14 protein-coding genes and 1 pseudogene are annotated in these 18,190 nt (G+C 55.7%); 9 read left to right on the top strand and 6 right to left on the bottom strand.

Annotated features, from left to right (window positions below; all coding sequences use genetic code 11):
• Positions 1-208 precede the first annotated feature (208 nt).
• Positions 209-976, top strand: a complete 768-nt coding sequence (locus ACT3RT_RS09540; RefSeq protein ID WP_485901812.1) for a Slam-dependent surface lipoprotein — start codon at positions 209-211, stop codon at positions 974-976.
• Between the two features lie 72 nt (positions 977-1,048).
• Entirely contained in the window at positions 1,049-2,473 is a 1,425-nt protein-coding gene (locus ACT3RT_RS09535) for a surface lipoprotein assembly modifier (RefSeq protein WP_496202871.1), read from the top strand.
• A gap of 40 nt (positions 2,474-2,513) precedes the next feature.
• Here the strand turns inward: ACT3RT_RS09535 and rtcR are convergent, their stop codons facing one another.
• Positions 2,514-4,085, bottom strand: coding sequence for an RNA repair transcriptional activator RtcR (gene rtcR, locus ACT3RT_RS09530; RefSeq protein ID WP_496202870.1), 1,572 nt, complete (start codon positions 4,083-4,085; stop codon positions 2,514-2,516).
• A 209-nt stretch (positions 4,086-4,294) separates the two neighbouring features.
• Here rtcR and ACT3RT_RS09525 point away from each other — a divergent pair.
• The 6 genes and pseudogenes from ACT3RT_RS09525 (at position 4,295) to ACT3RT_RS09500 (ending at position 9,455) form a co-directional block, all read left to right on the top strand.
• Positions 4,295-5,512, top strand: a pseudogene (locus tag ACT3RT_RS09525) (RtcB family protein).
• 6 nt (positions 5,513-5,518) lie between these two features.
• Entirely contained in the window at positions 5,519-6,334 is an 816-nt protein-coding gene (locus ACT3RT_RS09520) for a nucleotidyltransferase domain-containing protein (RefSeq protein WP_496202869.1), read from the top strand.
• Positions 6,335-6,347: 13 nt separating this feature from the next.
• The gene (locus ACT3RT_RS09515) at positions 6,348-7,838 is read left to right on the top strand and encodes a HEAT repeat domain-containing protein (protein ID WP_496202868.1); all 1,491 of its coding nucleotides are present in this window, start codon (positions 6,348-6,350) and stop codon (positions 7,836-7,838) included.
• Positions 7,839-7,897: 59 nt separating this feature from the next.
• Complete coding sequence (locus ACT3RT_RS09510; protein ID WP_496202867.1) at positions 7,898-8,188, top strand: hypothetical protein; 291 nt, start codon at positions 7,898-7,900, stop codon at positions 8,186-8,188.
• A gap of 23 nt (positions 8,189-8,211) precedes the next feature.
• Positions 8,212-8,688 carry a hypothetical protein gene (locus tag ACT3RT_RS09505; RefSeq protein WP_496202866.1) on the top strand — a complete coding sequence of 159 codons (477 nt, stop codon included), beginning with the start codon at positions 8,212-8,214 and terminating at the stop codon, positions 8,686-8,688.
• A gap of 284 nt (positions 8,689-8,972) precedes the next feature.
• Positions 8,973-9,455, top strand: coding sequence for a RidA family protein (locus ACT3RT_RS09500; RefSeq protein WP_353501175.1), 483 nt, complete (start codon positions 8,973-8,975; stop codon positions 9,453-9,455).
• A 3-nt stretch (positions 9,456-9,458) separates the two neighbouring features.
• Here the strand turns inward: ACT3RT_RS09500 and ACT3RT_RS09495 are convergent, their stop codons facing one another.
• The 4 genes from ACT3RT_RS09495 to ACT3RT_RS09480 are packed head-to-tail and all read right to left on the bottom strand — an operon-like array spanning position 9,459 to position 16,046.
• The gene (locus ACT3RT_RS09495) at positions 9,459-11,114 is read right to left on the bottom strand and encodes an ABC transporter ATP-binding protein (RefSeq protein ID WP_496202865.1); all 1,656 of its coding nucleotides are present in this window, start codon (positions 11,112-11,114) and stop codon (positions 9,459-9,461) included.
• A complete protein-coding gene (locus tag ACT3RT_RS09490) occupies positions 11,111-12,826 on the bottom strand; it encodes an ABC transporter ATP-binding protein/permease (protein ID WP_353501177.1) in 1,716 nt (571 codons plus the stop codon). The genes ACT3RT_RS09495 and ACT3RT_RS09490 overlap by 4 nt, the downstream gene beginning before the upstream one ends.
• Positions 12,823-13,917, bottom strand: coding sequence for an ABC transporter substrate-binding protein (locus ACT3RT_RS09485; RefSeq protein WP_496202864.1), 1,095 nt, complete (start codon positions 13,915-13,917; stop codon positions 12,823-12,825). Before ACT3RT_RS09485 ends, ACT3RT_RS09490 begins: the two co-directional genes overlap by 4 nt.
• An 11-nt stretch (positions 13,918-13,928) precedes the next feature.
• Positions 13,929-16,046, bottom strand: coding sequence for a TonB-dependent siderophore receptor (locus ACT3RT_RS09480; RefSeq protein WP_485901804.1), 2,118 nt, complete (start codon positions 16,044-16,046; stop codon positions 13,929-13,931).
• Positions 16,047-16,317: 271 nt separating this feature from the next.
• Here ACT3RT_RS09480 and ACT3RT_RS09475 point away from each other — a divergent pair, with 271 nt between their 5' ends.
• Positions 16,318-17,205 (top strand): helix-turn-helix domain-containing protein, encoded by an 888-nt coding sequence (locus ACT3RT_RS09475; RefSeq protein ID WP_485901802.1) that lies wholly within the window; start codon positions 16,318-16,320, stop codon positions 17,203-17,205.
• Positions 17,206-17,218: 13 nt separating this feature from the next.
• Here the strand turns inward: ACT3RT_RS09475 and ACT3RT_RS09470 are convergent, their stop codons facing one another.
• The gene (locus ACT3RT_RS09470; protein WP_100937870.1) at positions 17,219-18,166 is read right to left on the bottom strand and encodes a sulfonate ABC transporter substrate-binding protein; all 948 of its coding nucleotides are present in this window, start codon (positions 18,164-18,166) and stop codon (positions 17,219-17,221) included.
• Positions 18,167-18,190 lie beyond the last annotated feature (24 nt).

The raw sequence follows: 18,190 nt of genomic DNA, 5'->3' as shown, positions 1-18,190 counted from the left end.
CGCCACATTGCTAAATGTTAACCCATTCATACTTCTCGCCATTTCACCATATAAGAAAATTCTTATCTATAACTTAAGTGATTAATTATGTTGATATTAAATCCATAATTAATGTCGCTGCTTTTCAATGTACTAAAAATCTTAGTTTACATTTTTTACAATTCTTTTATTTTTGTTGCGAGTTACTTACAGCAAGGGACGTTATCTCATGCATAAGAAAAAACCTTTATTACTTCTGGCGACATTGATTTCTACAGCCTTATTAACGGCTTGCGGTGGAGGCGGAGGCGGGGGCGGTGATGACGGCGGCTCTCAACCACAGGTGGTCGCCCCTACGCCGGTTCCTGATACCAATACCGGTAATTCGGGCAATGGCGCGACGGAGAGTGGAGAAATTCCTGCCTCTAAAGCGACATTGGGTTCAGTGTCCGGTTATACCTACGTCACGCCGGACGGCTCTTCCTACCTGATGCGTAAACCCGGCCTGATTGTCTCGGGCACGGTGACAGAAAGCCTGCAAGACGCCAACACCCGCGAGATTGTCAAAAGCACCACTTATTGCTGCGGCCGAATGAGCTACACCAATTACGGCACCTGGACGTCATACAGAGAAGATAAGCACGGCGTGTTCTACACGGGCGAAGCGACCCCGGCCAACGCGGTGCCAACACAGGGTAGCGCGACTTACACCGGCAGCGGTATGCGTGATGGTCAGCTTTCACCCGCCACTTTCCAGGTTGATTTCGCCGCCAAAACCATTAACGGCAATATCGCCGCTGGCGAAAAATTTGGTTCTGAAATCGCCATGCAGGGCCAAATTATCAATGGTGGCATTAAAGGCGCGGCACAAACTGCCGGGCAGGACGGGACCTTCGTCGGTCACTTCAATGGCCCCGCCGCGCAGGAGCTGGGAGGCTTAGCGCAGTTCGCCGATGCCAAGCTGGACGCCTCTTTTGGTGCGACTGCCGCTCAGTAAACTCGAACCCGGCGCGCTGCTACGGCGCCGGGTAATTTCTGCCTCACTCCGCTGACATGAATCTCTAAAAAAATGGAATTTCGCCGTTTCCCCTGGCTGTTGACCCTTTGCGTATGGCCCGCCGTCTCCGCGCTGGCCGTTCAGCCAGAAACGCAGGTCGTGCCCGCCGCATCCAATCTGCAAGTGCTGCAACCCATCGACCGCGCCACGGCGGGAGCCGGATCTCGAGGCCCGGTGGTGGATAACGCGATATTAAAAAAGAACCCGCAACTGGCGGGAGAGTTGCTCAATCAGGCGGTAGAAGAAAGCCAATGGCCGGTGGTCAGCGCCATCCTGCCGGTCTATGAAAATAGCCCACGGGCGGACAGGTCGCTGGTGCTGTATGCCCGAGCTGGGCTGGCGCACAGCCGGGGAGAATACCGACAGGCGATCGCTGCTTATCGCACGCTACTGGCTGCGCATCCCGAATATGTTCGCGTCAGGCTGGATCTGGCAAAAGCGCTGTTTGAAGACCGGCAATATCAGGCCGCGAGGTGGAACTTCGAGCAGGCTCGTAGCCAGAACCCGCCGCCGGAAGTGCAGAGTAACATTGACAGTTATCTCGAATTTATGGAGAAGCGCGCGGGGTGGACCGGCAACTTCAGCCTGAGCTATCTCAATGACAGCAACGTCAATAACGCCTCGAATGACAAATACATCACCATCGGCGAGCGGGTATTTCAGCGCAACCCCGACTCTTACCCGAAGCGCGGCGAAGGGCTTTACTTTGGTGGCTTAGCGCAGCGAGATTTCCAGTTCAGCGACCACCAGAATGTGCGTTTCAGAACCACGCTCAGTGGCAAATCCTATTGGAATAACCACGATTACGACGACATCACCTCGCGAGTTTATCTCGGCTACGCCTTCCTCAATGCCCGCCAGCAGCTGGCTTTATTGCCATTTTATGAGAAGCGCTGGTATGGCACGGACGCCTATTCGAAAGGGGCGGGCGTCAGGGCGGAATACAGCTATTTGCTGGCTCCTGACTGGCAGGCCAGTCAGGCGGTGGAATACCAGAAGCTTGATTATGATAATCAGGCTTATTCGGGACTGAAGGGCCACAACGGGCTGCTTTCTACCACGCTGGCGCACGCGGTCAGTGCGCGGCTTTCAGTTTTCACCGGGGTAGATTTGGGTCAGCAGAAAACCCAGATTGATGCCGAAACCAATCGGCGTCTGGGCGCACGTCTGGGGGCCGAAACGGCACTGCCTTACGGTGTTTCCATGGGGCTGATGGCGAATCTGGCACAGAAAAGGTATCAGGGGGAAAACGACATTTTTCAGGTCAAGCGCAAGGATAACGAACAAATCTACGCCTTATCGCTCTGGCACCGCGACTTCTATTTCTTCAACCTGATGCCCAAAATCAACGTGATCTACAAAGTGGTCAACAGCAATATCGACTTCTACAGCTACGATGAAACCAACCTGTTTCTGAGCTTCGATAAAAACTTCTAGTCCTGCACGAAATCACTCCCCGCCGGTGGGGAGTGTTCTGTTAATCGCGCACTTCATCCCACGTCAGGCCAAAACGGGTCAAATATTTGCGCAGTCGATCGGCGTCGTTAGGCTGCTTCTTCTGTTCCCGCGACACGGCAAACAGCCGTCTTCCCGCCTCAGAAAGCGACGCTGAGCTGCGGCACACTTCAATTACCGTCTCCATCTGGCGCTGATCGAACAGGTCGAGATGTGACAGCTTGGGGGCTGTTGCCGCTGGCTGGCCTTGCTGCCAGTGTAGACGCAGGCGTTCCATTTCCTCTTCGACCAGTGCTTGGTTGATTCGCCCCTGATCGGCCAGCGTCGCCATGCGGGCAATAGAGGCACTGAGTTCTCGGAAGTTGCCGCGCCACAGCGCCTGCGGCGAGCAGGCAAACGCCAGATAAAATGCCCGCGCCTCTTTATCAAAACGCACCTGCGATTTTTGGCTGCGAGAGAAGCGTTGCAGCTCGAAATCGATATTGGGTTCAATGTCTTCGCGGCGCTCTGTCAGCCCCGGCAGGCGGAAGGTCCACATGTTGATTCGTGCAAATAAGTCTTCGCGAAAACGCCCGGCGGCTACCCATTCCGCCATATTGCGGTGAGTCCCGGCAATCAGCTGAAAATCGCTGCTCACCTCTTTGTCAGAGCCAAAGGGCAAGAAGGTTTTCTCTTCGATGGCTTTCAGTAGCATGGCTTGCTCATCCAGCCCCAACTCGGCGATTTCATCCAAGAACAGCACGCCGCCGTTGGCCTCGCGCAGCAGACCCGCGCGGGCTTGCTGCGCGCCGGTGAATGCCCCTTTCACATGCCCGAACAGCGTCGACATGGCGTTATCGCCGCGCAGCGTGGCACAGTTCACTGCGATTAAACGGCCTTCCACCAGATGACGCGACTGGCGCAGCTCGAAAATTTTCTGGGCTAAAAATGATTTACCGGCACCCGTCGGCCCAGTTAGTAGCATCGGCGCGTTGGAGCGCAACGCCACGCGCTCGATCTGATCGATCAGGTTATTAAAGGTGTTATTGCGCGTCTCAATGCCTGACTTCAGAAAAGAGACCGAACGCTGCTGCTCGTGCAAAAAGCGGCTGGTCAGGGTGGCGTAGCGGCTGAGATCCAGATCGATAATCGAGTAGATGCCTTGCGGCCTTGGCGTGTCGGATTTCGGCCCCGGCGCTGTCTGTAATAGCCTCGCGGGAAGATAGCGTGCCTCGGTCAGTAGGAACCAACAGATCTGTACCACGTGGGTGCCGGTGGTGATGTGCACCAGATACTCTTCATTTTCTGTATCAAACGGATAGCGGCTGGAGAAATCGAGAAAGGCGTTATACACCACTTCGAAATCCCAAGGGTCACTTAGCTCGACTTCGTGCAGCACCACCTCGGTGTGCGGAGAGATTTTTGCGATGTCTTCAAGCTGTTGCTCGGCCATACCCCTGTCGCGCGGCTGGTAGAGCAACTCCAGACGATCAACCCGCAGATCGGGTTGTTGGCATAGCCCTACCGTCGGGCGCCATTTGGTCCAACGGTTTTGACGTTTGCCGCGCTTGTCGAGCGTCGTGCCCAACACGCCAATGACGACATTAGATTTCATCTTATCCCTATAAATAATCTTTTATCTTATAGGATAAGAATAAAGTCTTGGGCATGCGTTGGCTATGCACGCGCAGATAATATTTTATTGAGTATTTTCAAAATGTTGTCGATAAATAACCCAGACGGAACGAGTTTGGCACGCAATTCGCACTAGTGATAGCACCCAAACCAACAAAAAGAGTAATAAAAATGGCGAACAAACTTGTGATGGATCACCAACTTATGGCACAGGCCAACGGTGCGCCTATAAAAATGTGGACCAACGGCGTCCCGGTCTAACCTGAGGCGCGTCAGCAATTATTGAATACCGCGCAGATGCCATTCATCTTTCAACATTTGGCGGTGATGCCGGATGTGCATCTGGGAAAAGGCTCAACCATTGGCAGCGTGATCCCGACGCGTGGGGCGATCATTCCTGCCGCGGTGGGAGTGGATATTGGCTGCGGCATGATTGCCGTGCGCACTTCGCTGGTCGCCAGTGATTTGCCGGATAATCTCTCCGGGCTGCGCAGCGCTATTGAGCAAGCCGTGCCCCACGGGCGCACTTCAACCCGTTCGAAACGAGACAAGGGCGCGTGGGAAACGCCGCCGCAGGAAGTTAATCCGCACTGGGCGGAGCTGGCTCCGCGCTTTGCGCGTCTGACAGATAAATATCCGCAGTTGCTGAAAACTAATAATTATCTGCATCTTGGAACACTTGGTACCGGCAACCATTTTATTGAAATCTGTCTGGATGAGTCCCAGCAGGTGTGGGTGATGCTGCACAGCGGCTCGCGCGGCGTGGGTAATGCCATCGGCACGCTGTTTATTACACTGGCTCAGCAGGATATGCAGCAGCACATCGCCAACTTGCCGGATCGCAATCTCGCCTATTTCGAAGAGGGAAGCCAGCACTTTGATGATTACATGGAAGCTGTAGGTTGGGCGCAGGACTTCGCCCGCCGTAATCGTGAAGTGATGATGGAACGCACGCTGGCGGCCCTGTCGCGCATTGTCACCAAGCCGTTTGCTACACATCAGGAGGCGGTGAATTGCCACCACAACTATGTGCAGAAGGAAACCCATTTTGGCCAGCCGGTGCTGATCACCCGTAAAGGGGCGGTATCGGCGCAAAAGGGCGAAATGGGGATCATTCCCGGCTCGATGGGGGCGAAGAGTTTTATCGTGCGTGGCTTGGGTAATGAAGAGAGCTTCTGCTCATGCAGCCATGGCGCAGGCCGCACCATGAGCCGCACGGCGGCCAAAAAACGCTTCAACATTGAAGACCAGATCCGCGCCACGGCGCATGTGGAATGCCGCAAAGACAGCGATGTCATTGATGAAATTCCCATGGCTTACAAAGACATTGATGCCGTTATGGCGGCGCAGTCATCGCTGGTTGAAATTGTTCACACGCTGCGCCAAGTGGTGTGTGTAAAAGGATAAAAGAAAATGAAAACGGGATTAAATGGCGTGAGCGCCGAGATGCGCGACCGCGTTCAGCAGGCGCTGCGTGACATAGAAAAACGCTACAACGTGCGAGTACTGTATGCCTGTGAGTCGGGCAGCCGGGCCTGGGGGTTTGCTTCTCCCGACAGTGATTACGACGTTCGCTTTTTGTATGTCCATCAGCCCGAATGGTATTTGCGAGTGGACGAGGCGCGCGATGTCATAGAGATGCCAATAAACGCTGAGTTGGACCTGTGCGGCTGGGAGTGGCGTAAAGCCCTCGGACTGCTGAAAGGGGCCAACCCAACCTTACTCGAATGGCTGGTCTCGCCGATAGTGTATGAGCAAGATCCGTCAACTCTCGACGCCCTAAAGTCGGTGGTGCCGGATTGGTTTTCTGCTGAAAAAGCGCGCTGGCACTATTACTCGATGGCGCGGAAAAACTTTCGCGGCTATTTACAAGGGGAGGAGGTGCGGCTCAAAAAGTACTTCTACGTTCTGCGCCCTCTGTTAGCCGTGCAGTGGCTGGAAGCCGGGAAAGGCTTGCCGCCGATAGCCTTCGACCAGCTGGTGGCCGGTACGGTGACAGACTGCGAACTGCTGGACGAAATCAGCCAGTTGCTGGAGTTAAAGCAGCAGGTAGGTGAGGCGAAATACGGCCAGAGAATGCCGAAAATACACGCTTTTATCGAGCAGCAGTTGGCATCGGATAGGCAGAGAGTGCCACTTGAAGACAGCCGAAAGCGAGATGCGCAGGCTCTGGATGCTTTGTTATACCGCACAGTCATGGGTAGCAATGCCCCGCAGAATGTCGATTAAAAGGATCAATAAAATGATGCCATGGTTAAAGAAGATATTGGGTAAGAAGTCGATAGAGCCATCGGTAACAGAGTTAGTTTGGCCAATGGTGGAGGAGGTAAAGCCGCTCCCACAAGTGAGTTTTACTTCCCAGCGAACGGACCTTGATGTCTTAGATTTAAATTTGCGCACCTTACTGCGTGAAATAGATAAATTGATGGCAGAACCCAAAAATTGGGAGTTCTGGTTTCCCGAGCAGCGTGACATGGACCCGATTACGCGACTGGGAAGATTAACCTATCACTACAATGGCCATATCCGGCAGCATGCGGTGACTTGTTTAGGTATGATGCAGGGCGCTGTGGCATTGCCTTATTTGATTCATCGAGCAAATGACTGGGCTTGGCAGGTACGGGATGCCGCGCGTCAAAGCATTAGGCATTTTATGCAACCAATATATGCCGCTGATTTAGTGAATTGTCTGCCTGATTTATACAAATTGCTAAATGGCGAGCGTGATGATCACCAAAAGTTAATTAATGAAATCATTGAGTTTCTATGCCAGCTCGAAAATAGGCAGATGCTCATTTTGGGGCTAACGTTACCAACCAACAAAGTTGCTCGCCTTTGTTTACAAGTCGTGCTTGACCGTCAGCTTTTGGCTGAAGATGAGGTTTACCTAAGGGTTGAGGACCACAATGATGTCCTTCTGAGGCGTTCAGCGGTTGAGGCATTGCTGCAGAGTCCGCATAAACTCTCAGTGGAAATCGTCAATAAGATGCTGTGTGACAACTATGCCGCCATCAAGCAGTTGGCGCTCAATGTTGTGATGGAAAAGAACCTGGTTGTTCATCCGCAGTTGTTACTGCAATTGTTGTTTGATCGGAATGAAATAGTGCGCAGGCGCTCGGCAAACTTGGTTGATGCTCAGGGAATGTCTGCGACTCAGCTTTATTTAGCAGCGTTTAATGATGAATCAAAATCTGTCACCCAAAGGGGGATTGCGCTGTTGGGGTTAAGTGAGCAGAAATATGTTCATACTCTTGAGCTTGCCTTAAATCATCTTGAAAGCCAGCAGCCGAAAATGGTGAAAATCGCATTGCGCGTGGTGGTTCGTTATCAGCAAGAGGAGGCAAAACAGCACCTGCTGAATGCGTTGATTCATCCTGTTTACCCCATTGCAAAATACGCCAATCAGCAGATTGTGAAATTAAAGCTTTATGTGTCGTTGAATATGTTGCAGCACTGTTTTGATGCCGCGCCTTCTCCTAAGCATACACAACTCTGTGTTAGTTTGACTTATCGTTTGAACATTTGGGACGCCATCATTTTCTCACTGAGCAATCTTAAAACGAACAAGGCTGAATTCGCTCAAGAAACATTACTACGCAGTGAAAGGAGAATTAACCGCTTTAGTGCTCAGCCAAAAGAGGCGCAAAAAGATGAAATACAGGGGTTATTAAAACTACATCCAGAGATCACTAGCAAAGATAACGATTATTTTCAGCGGCTTTTAAGCCAGTAAGTACGTGGTGGAAAGGACTCCGCCCGTAAGCCTCACTCTTTCTTATATTGGGTCTGATCATGAACAAGACAGTTCCACAATACTTAATGGCATATAGTCAAAAACAAAACGAATATCACCCAGAGGTTACGGCTATTGTTCTTTTTGGCATGATGGGTGAGGACGGGGATATTATTTATTTGGAAATCCGCTATCAAAATTATGACGCAGGCATAGTGGAAGGAGACCACCTATTTCTTTCTTTGGGTGAGGCACTCTATTCATCCGAGACTTACTTCGGTATTTGCCGGGAGCATTGGAGAGACTTGTCTGCACATGAAATTGAGAATATTGATCAGGGGATATCCTGAGCCATCCCAACCGGAGCCATTAAATGTCTTATGACTTAAGCGTTTATTTAAAACGCAGCAATATGCCTTCTCCTGAGCAGTGGCGTCAGGCGATTCATGATGCGGGCTTTGCCGTCGATTTGGACGCGGATTTTGATATAGAGACGTTTGGTGGTTTTTTACCTTGCCCGGTAGACGGCAAGGTCTCGGGCTTTGAACTTACTTTTGCAGAGTGTGATCGTGAGGAAATCGAAGAGTCCGGTCTTCCCTCAGACCTCGATTTTACCGTGGTATTTTCCATTGGAAGTAACCCGATCGAGATGATCTCTGCGTTAATTGCTTCAGGCGTGTTGGCACAACTTAGCGAAGGTTGGTTGGTCGACCCGCAGGTCGGTCAGTCGATTCCGGCTAACGAAGCCCTTGAGCAGGGGAGACTATTACTGGCAGAGTCTTGCTCTGCAAATGAAGAACAGCCAGCGAAGACTTCATCAAATAAGAAAGTCTGGTGGAAGTTCTGGTAAACCCTCCATCAACGCGCTCAAACCCAACCCAAAAAAAGCCCGCACTGCTAGCGGGCCAAGTGTCCTTGCTTGAGATACGGCTCTTGGGCCGATGGGCTGCATTCTAAAGCGTCTGGGGAAAAACCAGCTATAACAGTGGATTAAAAAAACTAACGAACAGTGGCGGCAAATATTTGTTCACACTCGGCGGCTTCTTTTCGGCGTAATTAACGTTATCTTGATAAGAATTAGCACGCTTCGCCTTAGCAATATCAACCCCAGATGTAGCAACTAAAAGGATCATCATGTCTAAAATTTATCAGGCATTAGAAGACGCTGGTTGGGTTTTGCCGCCAGAGCTGGTTCCGCCTCCGGGCGTGGTTTTCCCGTTCAAAGCCGTGCGGATAGTGAATAACCGCGCCTACGTGTCGGGGCACGGGCCGCAAAATGCCGATGGCTCGCTGTATACCACGCTTGGCAAAGTCGGGCGGGAAGTGAGCGAGGAGCAGGCCTACAGAGCGGCGCAGCTCACCGCGCTATCGATTCTCGGTAGCCTGCACCGCGAACTTGGCTCACTGGACAGAATTGTGGCGTGGAATCGCCTGTTCGGCATGGTCAATGCCGCGCCGGGCTTCAACCGTCTGCCGCCGGTGATTAACGGCTGCTCCGACGTTATCCTGCGCGTCTTCGGTCCAGAGATTGGCGCTCACAGCCGCAGCGCCGTGGGGCTGGCGGAACTGCCGTTTGATATCCCGGTAGAAATCGAGGCGGAAGTCGAAATCCGTTAACCCTCAACTGGCCCGCGAGTTCTCCATTTTTACCACCCGATCCGCCCGGCGAAGCGTTGCCGGGCGATGGGCGATAAGGAGGATAGTGCGCTGGTGGCGCAGGCTCTCAAGCGCCCGCTGGAAAGCCAGCTCGTTAGGGTTATCCAGGCTGGAAGAGGCTTCGTCGAGAATCAAAATCGGCGCTTCGGTCAGCAGCGCGCGGGCAATGGCAATGCGCTGCCGCTGGCCGCCGGAAAGCTGCTTGCCGCCTTCGCCGCACTGGCTTTTATAGCCCTGCGGCAAGGTGCGAATAAAGGCATCTGCCTGCGCTAATCTCGCGGCTTCCACTACCTGCGCCTGACTGGCCTGCGGGCAACCAAGGCGGATGTTTTCCTCAATCGTTCCGGCGAAAAGATAGACATCCTGCGGCACCCAGCAGACGAGTTGGCGCAGCGTCGCCAGTGGCAGAGTGCGAATGTCGCGATCGCCAATGAAAATCGCGCCGCTGTCCGGGTCCCAAAAACGCAACAGCAGGTGGGTTAAGGTGCTTTTGCCCGCGCCCGACGCGCCGCTCAGCGCGACGATTTCTCCGCTTTTCACTTCAAAACTTAGCTTATCCAGAACGGCCTTTTGATGGCGGTCATAGGCAAAGCTCACCTGCTCGACGCGCAGGGATTTCTCAACCGGGGCCGATGCCTTGCCTTCATCACGGACCTGCGCCGACTGCTGCATAATGGTTAAAATCCGGGCTGCGCCAGCGCGCAACTCCCCCCACTGGCTGGCGGTCTGGGTGACGTCGACGATAGGCAGCAAAGCGCCGACGCTGAGCACCAGCACCACCGGCAGCATCAGCGTTTCAAGCTGGCCCTGCGCCAATAAATGGCCGGCTGATAACACCGTCGCCACCAACGTCGAGGCACTCAGCAGGTCAATTGCCGCCTGCTCCAGACCACTGCGCGAGCCGTATCGGCACTGGGCTTTGCTGAGATTCTGAGTGTCCCGCACCAGCCGCTGAACCACATTTTCACTTTGGCCGAAGACGGCCAATTCGCGCTGCCCGGCAATAAATTCGACCGTGTCGGCATTAAGCTGCCCGAACTGGGACATCACTTGCTTTCCCTGATGCGCCGCGAGCCGAGATAGCCATAGTGGCACGCTCGCGATCAGCAGCAGGAAAGGGGAAACGACTAACGCCAGTTGCGGATGAATGCCATACAGCACAGCCAGCGCGGCGAGCGGGACGATGACCGCGCCGACATAATCTGCCAGCGTATGGGCATAAAAACGCTCCATTAGCTCGGCATCGTGAGTCGCAATCGAGGCCAGATCGCCAACGCGCTGCCCCAGCAGCCTGCCCGGCGCGGCGCGTTCTAGCCCGTCAAAAATCCCTATCTGTAGCTTCTCAATCAGGGCGAAAGCCAAATCATGGGACGACCAACTCTGCAGCCAGCGCGCCGCGGCGGTCAACAGCACCAGGCCCAACATCCAGCCAATAATGGGGATTAAGCCGCTGACGGAGGGGGTAACGATGGCGCAGCCAGTGAGCCACGCCGCCAGCGCGATGCTCGCCAGCGTGCCGCTTTGTGCCACTATTCCCGCCAACAGGGTGAGCGCCAATAGGCCCTGTTGGCCTTTCATCAGGCGGACAAGTCCCCACATTTCGGTCTGCTTCGTGCTCATAACATCTCCTCCTGTGCGGCGAGCAGGCGGCCATAGCAGCCGCCGTTGGCGCTGAGTTGCGGATGCTGACCCTGTTCGACCAGTCGCCCCTTGTCGAACACCAGAATCAGATCCGCGTGTTGAATGCTTTCGAGCCGATGGGCAATAGCAATCACCGTGCGCCGCCCGCGAAACTGCGACAAGGCTTGGCGCAGCGCCCGTTCGCTGTCGCTATCAATGCTGGCGGTGGCTTCATCGAGCAGTAAAATCGGCGCATCTTTAAGCAATGCGCGGGCAATGGCTAACCGCTGGCGCTGGCCGCCGGAGAGCTGCGCCCCGCGCTCGCCAACCTGCGTCTGATAACCCTGCGGCAATTGTTCGATGAAATCGGCAATTTGCGCCGCTCGCGCCGCGGTGGCTAACTCCTCGTCGCTGGCATCGGGTTTGGCAATGCGCAGGTTGTCGGCAATCGAGCCGTGAAACAGAAACACCTCTTGCGATACTAAACTGATGCTTTGCCGCAGGGCCTGAAGCTCGAGTTGGCGTATATCCACGCCGCCGAGGCTAATAGCCCCCAGCTGCGGGTCGAAGCTGCGCAGCAGCAGAGCCATCAGGGTGGATTTACCGGCACCCGACGGCCCGACTATCGCCACGAACTGCTGTTCCTCAATGCGAAAAGAGACATCAGTCAGCGCGGGCTGGCCCTGCGGATAAGTAAATGACAGCTTATCGACGCTAAGTGAATAACTGTCGGCGCGCGCCTTAGGCTGGAGAGGATCAGCAACCGGCGGGCGGAGGGACAATAGCTCGGCAATAGGCCCCTGCGCGCCGCTGGCAGCCCATGCGGTATGAAAGGCATTTTCCAGCTTACCCAGCGGGCGAAACGCCTCGCGGGCGAGAAACAGGGTGAGCAGTAACACCATCGGCGAGAGCTGCTGCCCGGCGACGCGCCAGGCATTGAATGCCAGCACCAGCGCAATGCCGCTAAGGGTGATTAAGCGCGTGATGCCGCCGCGCATTAGCGTGACGTTTAGCGTCGCCATCGACGCGCATCGCAGCTCGGCGGCGTCCTGCGCCAGCTTTGCCCGCCAGCGCGGCGATGCGCCAAAGGCTTTCAGCGTGGCTAGCCCTTGCAGGGCATCCAGCAGCCGGTTGCTAAAGACGCCCATTGCGGCAAAAACGCCGGTTGCCTGCGGCCTCTGCCAGCGCATCCATCCCCAGTCGAGCAGCGGGAAAGCCAGCACAAACAGCGCCAGCAGTAAGCCCGAGGGCCAATCAATCCAGACCATCACGCCAAGCGCCAGCCCGCAGCCGAGCAGGGCGGTCCAGGCGGCAGGCAGGTAGCGGCTGTAGTAGCTTTCTATGGCTTCAACGCCGCCAATCACCGTGGCCTGTAAGTCACCGACCTTATGTACTAAGCCAATTCCCGGCCCGAAGCGCGTTAATTGTTGCAGTAAGCGTCGGCGCAATACCGTTTTGCAGGTTGCCGCCACCCGCTGGGCCGCGATTTCACTTAGCCACAACAGCCCGGCGCGAAGGGCTATCACGCCCACCAACAGCATGAGGGGAGTGGCTATCCTGGCCGAACTTCCTGCCATCATTAACCTGTGTAGCAGCAGAGCCGTCAGCCCGGCCTGAGCGAGATAACAGGCGATCACCGCCACATTGATGGTGATCGCCTGCGCCAGTGGCGGCAGGAGTGAAGCTGTTAATCCCTTAACCGGTGCTCTCATTGGGCCGGGCCGCTCCAGAAAGTGCCTCGCAGCGGGAAGGCCAGAAAGCGCTGATTTATTTCATCCAGCGTCTGAGCAGGATCCAGCTCGGCAAAGGCGCTTGGGTGGAACATTTTTGCCATCTCTTCAACGCCCACAAAGAACAGCGGGTTGTCGAAGAAGAACAGCCAGATCCCCGCCGCGCGCTGATTGCGAATTGCCGACAGGCTGGCGAGGGTCGGCTGCTCAATGATGGCTTGCAGCGAGCGCGCACTCTGCTCCGGCGTGACGTCAGGGCCAACCAGCAGCCCTTTGCGGGTGACGGTGGATCCACCGCCGGCCAGATAAAAGTCCGGCTTTTTCGCCAGCACGTATTCCAGATTCAACTTACCAATGCCGCTGGTCAGCGCTTCTGCACCTAAATTACGCCCGCCCGCCGCCGCGATAAAATCGCTCATATTGCCAGTGCCGGAGGTAAAGCAGCAGTCATCCCCGCCGGGATTAAGATGGAAAAACACCAGCGGGCGCGGCAGGTTGGCCAGCCGCTGGGCGAGGTTATCCATATGCTGCTGGTAGAACTGGGCAAAGGCTTCGGCCTCCGGCTGGTGGTCGAGAAGCTTGCCGAGCATCAACATGCTCGGCACGGTATTGATCAGCGGACGGCGGAAGAAGTCGACGAAAACATAGGGAATATGCGCCGCGTCGAGCTTATTCAGCCCCTCGGGGATGCGGCCATACAGGGTGAAAATCACCAGATCCGGCTTGGCGGCGATGGCCGCTTCCATCGAAAAGGTCCCACTGTTCAGATCACCGATTTCCGGCACCGTTGCTGCCTGTGGAAAACGCTGCTTCAGGGTGTCGAAGGTGGAAGGGGAGTAGCGTTGCAGGTCGGTACCCCACGCGACGATATTCTCCAGCGGGTCCTTTTCCAGCAAGGCCAAGGTGATGATATGGCGGCTTTCCGCCAGCACAATGCGCTTGGCGGGAGCAGGCAGCGTCACGCTGCGATTAAGCATATCCGTCACGGTGATGGGCGCGGCGGCGGCGGCGGTAAAGCTGGCGATAAACAGCAGCGAGGCCGCCAGCGCCATGAGTGATTTCAATCGGGTCATTCTTCTGTTCCTTACCAGCGATAGCTGACGGTTGCGGTGAGCGTGCGGTCAAAGCCTTGACTACAGCTGGTGGTGCCGCAACCTGAGTAATAATCTTTGTTAAACAGATTGTTAGCGTTAACCGCCAGTTTTACCCCGTGCAGCGAGCGGTCCAGTTCGCCAAGGTCATAGTGCAAGGCGGCATCAAACAGGGTGTAGTCCGGCACGCGAATGCTGTTGTTGGTATCTGCCCAGGTTTTGCCGACGTAGCGCACGCCCGCGCCGAAGCCGAGGCTGGTGAGCGGCCCCTGCTGAATGCTGTAATCAGCCCAAAGAGAAGCCATCTGCTCCGGCATGCCGGTCGGCGTCTTGCCCTGTGCGCCCGCCACCGTGCTTTTGGTGGTTTCCAAATCATTCCAGGTATAGCTGGCGATAACCTTCATGGCCGGAGTGAGATTGGCGGCGGCCGAGGCTTCAATCCCCTTCGACGTCACTTGCCCGGTCTGCACCGTATTCAGGTTGTTGTTAGGGTCAGTGGTGGAAACGTTATTTTGCTCGAGGTTGAACCACGCCAGCGTAAACAGCCCGTCAAAGCTGTCTGGCTGGTATTTCACGCCGGTTTCAATCTGCTTGCCGGTAGTAGGTTTGAAGGTTTCACCATAGAAATTGGTGCCAAGAACCGGCGCAAACGAGGTGGTGTAACTGACATAGGGCGCGACGCCGCTGTCGGTGAGCCACGTCAGCCCGGCTCGCCACGTGAAGTGGTGGTCATCCTGACTGGTTGAGGTACTTTTCAGCCGATTATCGGTGCTGACCGAGGCCCAATCCTCGCGTGCCGACAGGTCGAGCATCAGGCGCTCGGCCAGCGCCAGCGTGTTGCCCAAATAGACGCCGGTTTCATCGGCTTTTTGATAGGTCGAGGTGAAAGGCGTCGCGGCGGAGAAATTACCCCCGTAGGTCGGGTGGTAAATGTCCACCGACGGCGCTGCGCCGTAATTCAGATAGTAATCCTCCCCGGTGCGGCGATAACCCACGCCGAGTACCGTGGTTCCGGTCACCGAACCCGCGTCCCAGTGCGCTTTCACATTATTGTCCGTGGCCCACACTTTGCCTTTAATACCAAACTCATAGGCTGCGCGGTTCAGGGTGCGCATGTCCGCCGCCAGTCGGGTACCCGACCAGGTTTGGGTCAGCAGGTCGTTAGAGGTGTAGCGGCTGGCGGAGTGGAATGACCAAACGTCGTCGAAGCGGTGATCAAACTCATAGCCGATGTTGGTTTGGTTCATGTGATTGTCTAGCCCGCTGTTATCGAGATAGACATCGCGTGGCAGCTTGCCGTTCGGGTTGCTCAGCAGGGTGCCGTAAATCGGCGTGAAGTTGCGCGGCGGGCCAAACTTGTCGCGACTAAAGGAGGTCAGCAGGGTCAGCGTGGTATCGCGGTCGGGCTGCCAGGTCAGGGAAGGGGCTATGTATCCGGTGTCATCCGGCACGTTTTTAAACTGGGTGTTGCTGTCGCGACCCACGCCGACCAGCCGGTAGAGCAGGGTTTTGTCATCATTGACCGGTCCGGAGAAATCAAACTGCCCCTGATATCTGTCGTGATTGCCCACCTGTACGCCCACTTCGTGCAGCGGTTGTGCGGTAGGGTGCTTGCTGATGCCATTCACCACGCCGCCCGGCGAGCCGACGCCGTAGAGAAAACCGGTCGGGCCGCGCAGCACGTCGATACTTTCTAGTCCATAGGGCTGATAGCGCACATAGGATTGCGCGGTGGTGGAGCGCAGGCCGTCGAGCAGCGCGCCGTTCAGCGTGGCGTCGAATCCGCGCAGGCTGAAGTAGTCAAACCTTGAGCTGACGGCGGAGGTCGAGGCGAACACGCCCGGCGTATAGCGCAGCGCCTCGGTGGTGGTTTGAACGTTGCGATCGGTCAGCTCATCGCGGCCAATCACGCTCAGCGACTGCGGGGTTGCCAGCACCGACGCGTTGGTTCGGCTGCCGGTTTTACTCTGTTTCGCCACATAGCCTTCGCCGTGCGCCGAACTGCCGTCGGCGGTGACGGTCAGCGTCTCTTCTTCCCCGCTATTTTGTGCCCATCCTGGTATAGAAACGGCCAGCGAGCTTGCGCCAACGCACGCGGCCAAAAGAGTCATTTTATGTTTTTTATGCTTTAACACCGGTTATCTCCAAGGCGAATGAGAATTATTTCAGCGCTGGCTATTCTCACCCTGAGGATTTTTCTGGCAATGGCGAAGGCTTTCGCTGGCGGAACTCTTTCTTTCGATAAATAGCCTTGGGAACCTTGCGTGTAGCGCCTTGGCGCGCGATATCTGGAAGTGCAAGGCAAAGGCTGATAATGTGAGAATAAGAATTATTAGCAACAACTTGCGGCGGCGTCTCCCGCCCTTTTCAACAGGTCGTCAGATGAAAAACAGCAGCGGCGAAGTGGGTCAGTCGGCCAATGAGGCCATTTTTGAGGGTTCGATTGCCTTTAGCAGTGGTTCAATTTGCCCGCAGAACGGGGAATGGGAAACCGAACGTCTCCAGCAGGGGCTGAAAATCATTATTGTCGATCGCGGCGAATTGCTCTGTAAGTTGCCGGGCGCATCAGGCAGCCAGCGCATTAGCGGCCCCTGTCTTTGTGCGGTGTGGAACCAAGGTGAGAGTGAAGGGATGCAGCGCTTTGAGCCGGGGCGGGTGCTGGAGCATACCGCGATTTCGCTCTCGCCGTCGGCTATCGACAGCCGGCTGGCGGTTGAGGTGCAGCAGCAACTTCAGCACGCTTTCCAGCTGGAAACATTCACCGGCCCAAGGCTGATGGTGATGGCGTCCTCGCCGACGATTAAAGCCCTGCGCGCTCAGGTCGCCAGCTGCCCGCTGCAGGGGATTTCGCGGGCGCTCTATCTGTCTGGCAAAGCGCTGGAGATCATCGCCTATACGCTGGACGCCTTTGCAGCCCCTCCCGCGCTGACGGAAAACGACCTGCTGCGCCTCTCTTCGGCGGATATCGACAAGCTAAATCGCGCCAAACTGCTGTTGAGTGAGCGGATGCTCAATCCGCCGACGCTCGCCGAGTTGGCGCTCACCGTGGGGATGAACACCCGCAAGCTGACGGTCGGTTTTCGCCGCCTGTTTGGGGAAAGCGTGTTTGAATATCTGCAATCGCTGCGCCTGCAAACGGCATGGCAAATGTTAACGGCGGGGGACGTGAGCGTCTCCACCGCCGCTTATCAAGTGGGTTATAGCCCCGCGCATTTCTCCGTCGCGTTCCGCAAGAAGTTTGGCGTGTCGCCAAAATCGCTGAGGGGCTGAGTTAACCTCTAACTCACTTCTTATCCAGCGACCAGGTGGCGCTAGAGACATTCACTTTGACCGGCAGCAGGCCGATTTCACTGAATTTGTCGGCCAGAGCTTGCTGCTCTTTGAACACCTCCGGGGTCATGCGCTCGGCGCCAAACGGCATGCGGGCGACGGCTTTGGCCCAGATGGCTTTATCAAGACCGGTGGATGTCGACAAAATATCCGCCGCGCCGTCCGGGTTTTTGTTCGCCCAGTCGCTCAGCTGTTTCAGCTCGTCCACCACTTTTTCGGCGGTTTGCGGATAGGTGTCGGCAAACTTACGGCTGGCGAGATAGAAGGTGTAGTGCGGCACCAAACCTTCGGCATTCTTCACCAAGCGCGCTTTTTCATGAGTTTCCACTTCGGCCAGATACGGGTCCCAAATCACCCATGCATCCACCGCGCCGCGTTGAAATGCCGCTCGGGCATCGCTTGGCGGCAGGTAAACCGGGGTCACGTCTTTATATTTCAAACCGGCATTTTCCAGCGCGCTGACCAGCAGATAGTTGACGTCAGAACCCTTGTTCAGCGCCACGCGCTTGCCTTTCAAATCCGCCACGGTTTTGATTGGCGAGTTCTCCGGCACCACGATGGCTTCAGTTTGCGGGTTGGCCGGTGAGTGCGCCAGATAGACTAAATCCGCCTTGGCGGCCTGAGCGAACGTCGGCGGCGCGTCGCCGGTGGCGGCTAAGTCGATGCTGCCGACGTTCAGCCCTTCGAGCATCTGCGGGCCAGCCGGGAATTCCACCCAGCGCACGGTAATCCCCTGTTTGCTGAAGTCGCTGTCGAGGGTGCCACGGTACTTGAGCAGGGCGAAAATATTGGCTTTCTGATAGCCAATATTGACGGTTTTCGGGGCGTCTTCGGCCCATGCCGCGTTGAAAGAGCCGAGCAGAATGGCGGCACTCAGGCCGCTGAGCAGTAATTTTTTCATGAGGTTTCTCTGGTAACCGGATTA

This window comes from Ewingella sp. AOP9-I1-14 (genome assembly GCF_052375995.1).
Lineage (GTDB): Bacteria > Pseudomonadota > Gammaproteobacteria > Enterobacterales > Enterobacteriaceae > Ewingella > Ewingella allii.
The sequence above is the reverse complement of the archived record's forward strand: the minus strand, read 5'-3'. Positions and strand labels throughout refer to the sequence as shown.

Coding starts and splice junctions, on each gene's coding strand:
- ACT3RT_RS09540 (WP_485901812.1), top strand. CDS start 209: ATGCATAAGAAAAAACCTTTATTACTTCTGGCGACATTGATTTCTACA.
- ACT3RT_RS09535 (WP_496202871.1), top strand. CDS start 1,049: ATGGAATTTCGCCGTTTCCCCTGGCTGTTGACCCTTTGCGTATGGCCC.
- rtcR (WP_496202870.1), bottom strand. CDS start 4,085: ATGAAATCTAATGTCGTCATTGGCGTGTTGGGCACGACGCTCGACAAG.
- ACT3RT_RS09520 (WP_496202869.1), top strand. CDS start 5,519: ATGAAAACGGGATTAAATGGCGTGAGCGCCGAGATGCGCGACCGCGTT.
- ACT3RT_RS09515 (WP_496202868.1), top strand. CDS start 6,348: ATGATGCCATGGTTAAAGAAGATATTGGGTAAGAAGTCGATAGAGCCA.
- ACT3RT_RS09510 (WP_496202867.1), top strand. CDS start 7,898: ATGAACAAGACAGTTCCACAATACTTAATGGCATATAGTCAAAAACAA.
- ACT3RT_RS09505 (WP_496202866.1), top strand. CDS start 8,212: ATGTCTTATGACTTAAGCGTTTATTTAAAACGCAGCAATATGCCTTCT.
- ACT3RT_RS09500 (WP_353501175.1), top strand. CDS start 8,973: ATGTCTAAAATTTATCAGGCATTAGAAGACGCTGGTTGGGTTTTGCCG.
- ACT3RT_RS09495 (WP_496202865.1), bottom strand. CDS start 11,114: ATGAGCACGAAGCAGACCGAAATGTGGGGACTTGTCCGCCTGATGAAA.
- ACT3RT_RS09490 (WP_353501177.1), bottom strand. CDS start 12,826: ATGAGAGCACCGGTTAAGGGATTAACAGCTTCACTCCTGCCGCCACTG.
- ACT3RT_RS09485 (WP_496202864.1), bottom strand. CDS start 13,917: ATGACCCGATTGAAATCACTCATGGCGCTGGCGGCCTCGCTGCTGTTT.
- ACT3RT_RS09480 (WP_485901804.1), bottom strand. CDS start 16,046: ATGACTCTTTTGGCCGCGTGCGTTGGCGCAAGCTCGCTGGCCGTTTCT.
- ACT3RT_RS09475 (WP_485901802.1), top strand. CDS start 16,318: ATGAAAAACAGCAGCGGCGAAGTGGGTCAGTCGGCCAATGAGGCCATT.
- ACT3RT_RS09470 (WP_100937870.1), bottom strand. CDS start 18,166: ATGAAAAAATTACTGCTCAGCGGCCTGAGTGCCGCCATTCTGCTCGGC.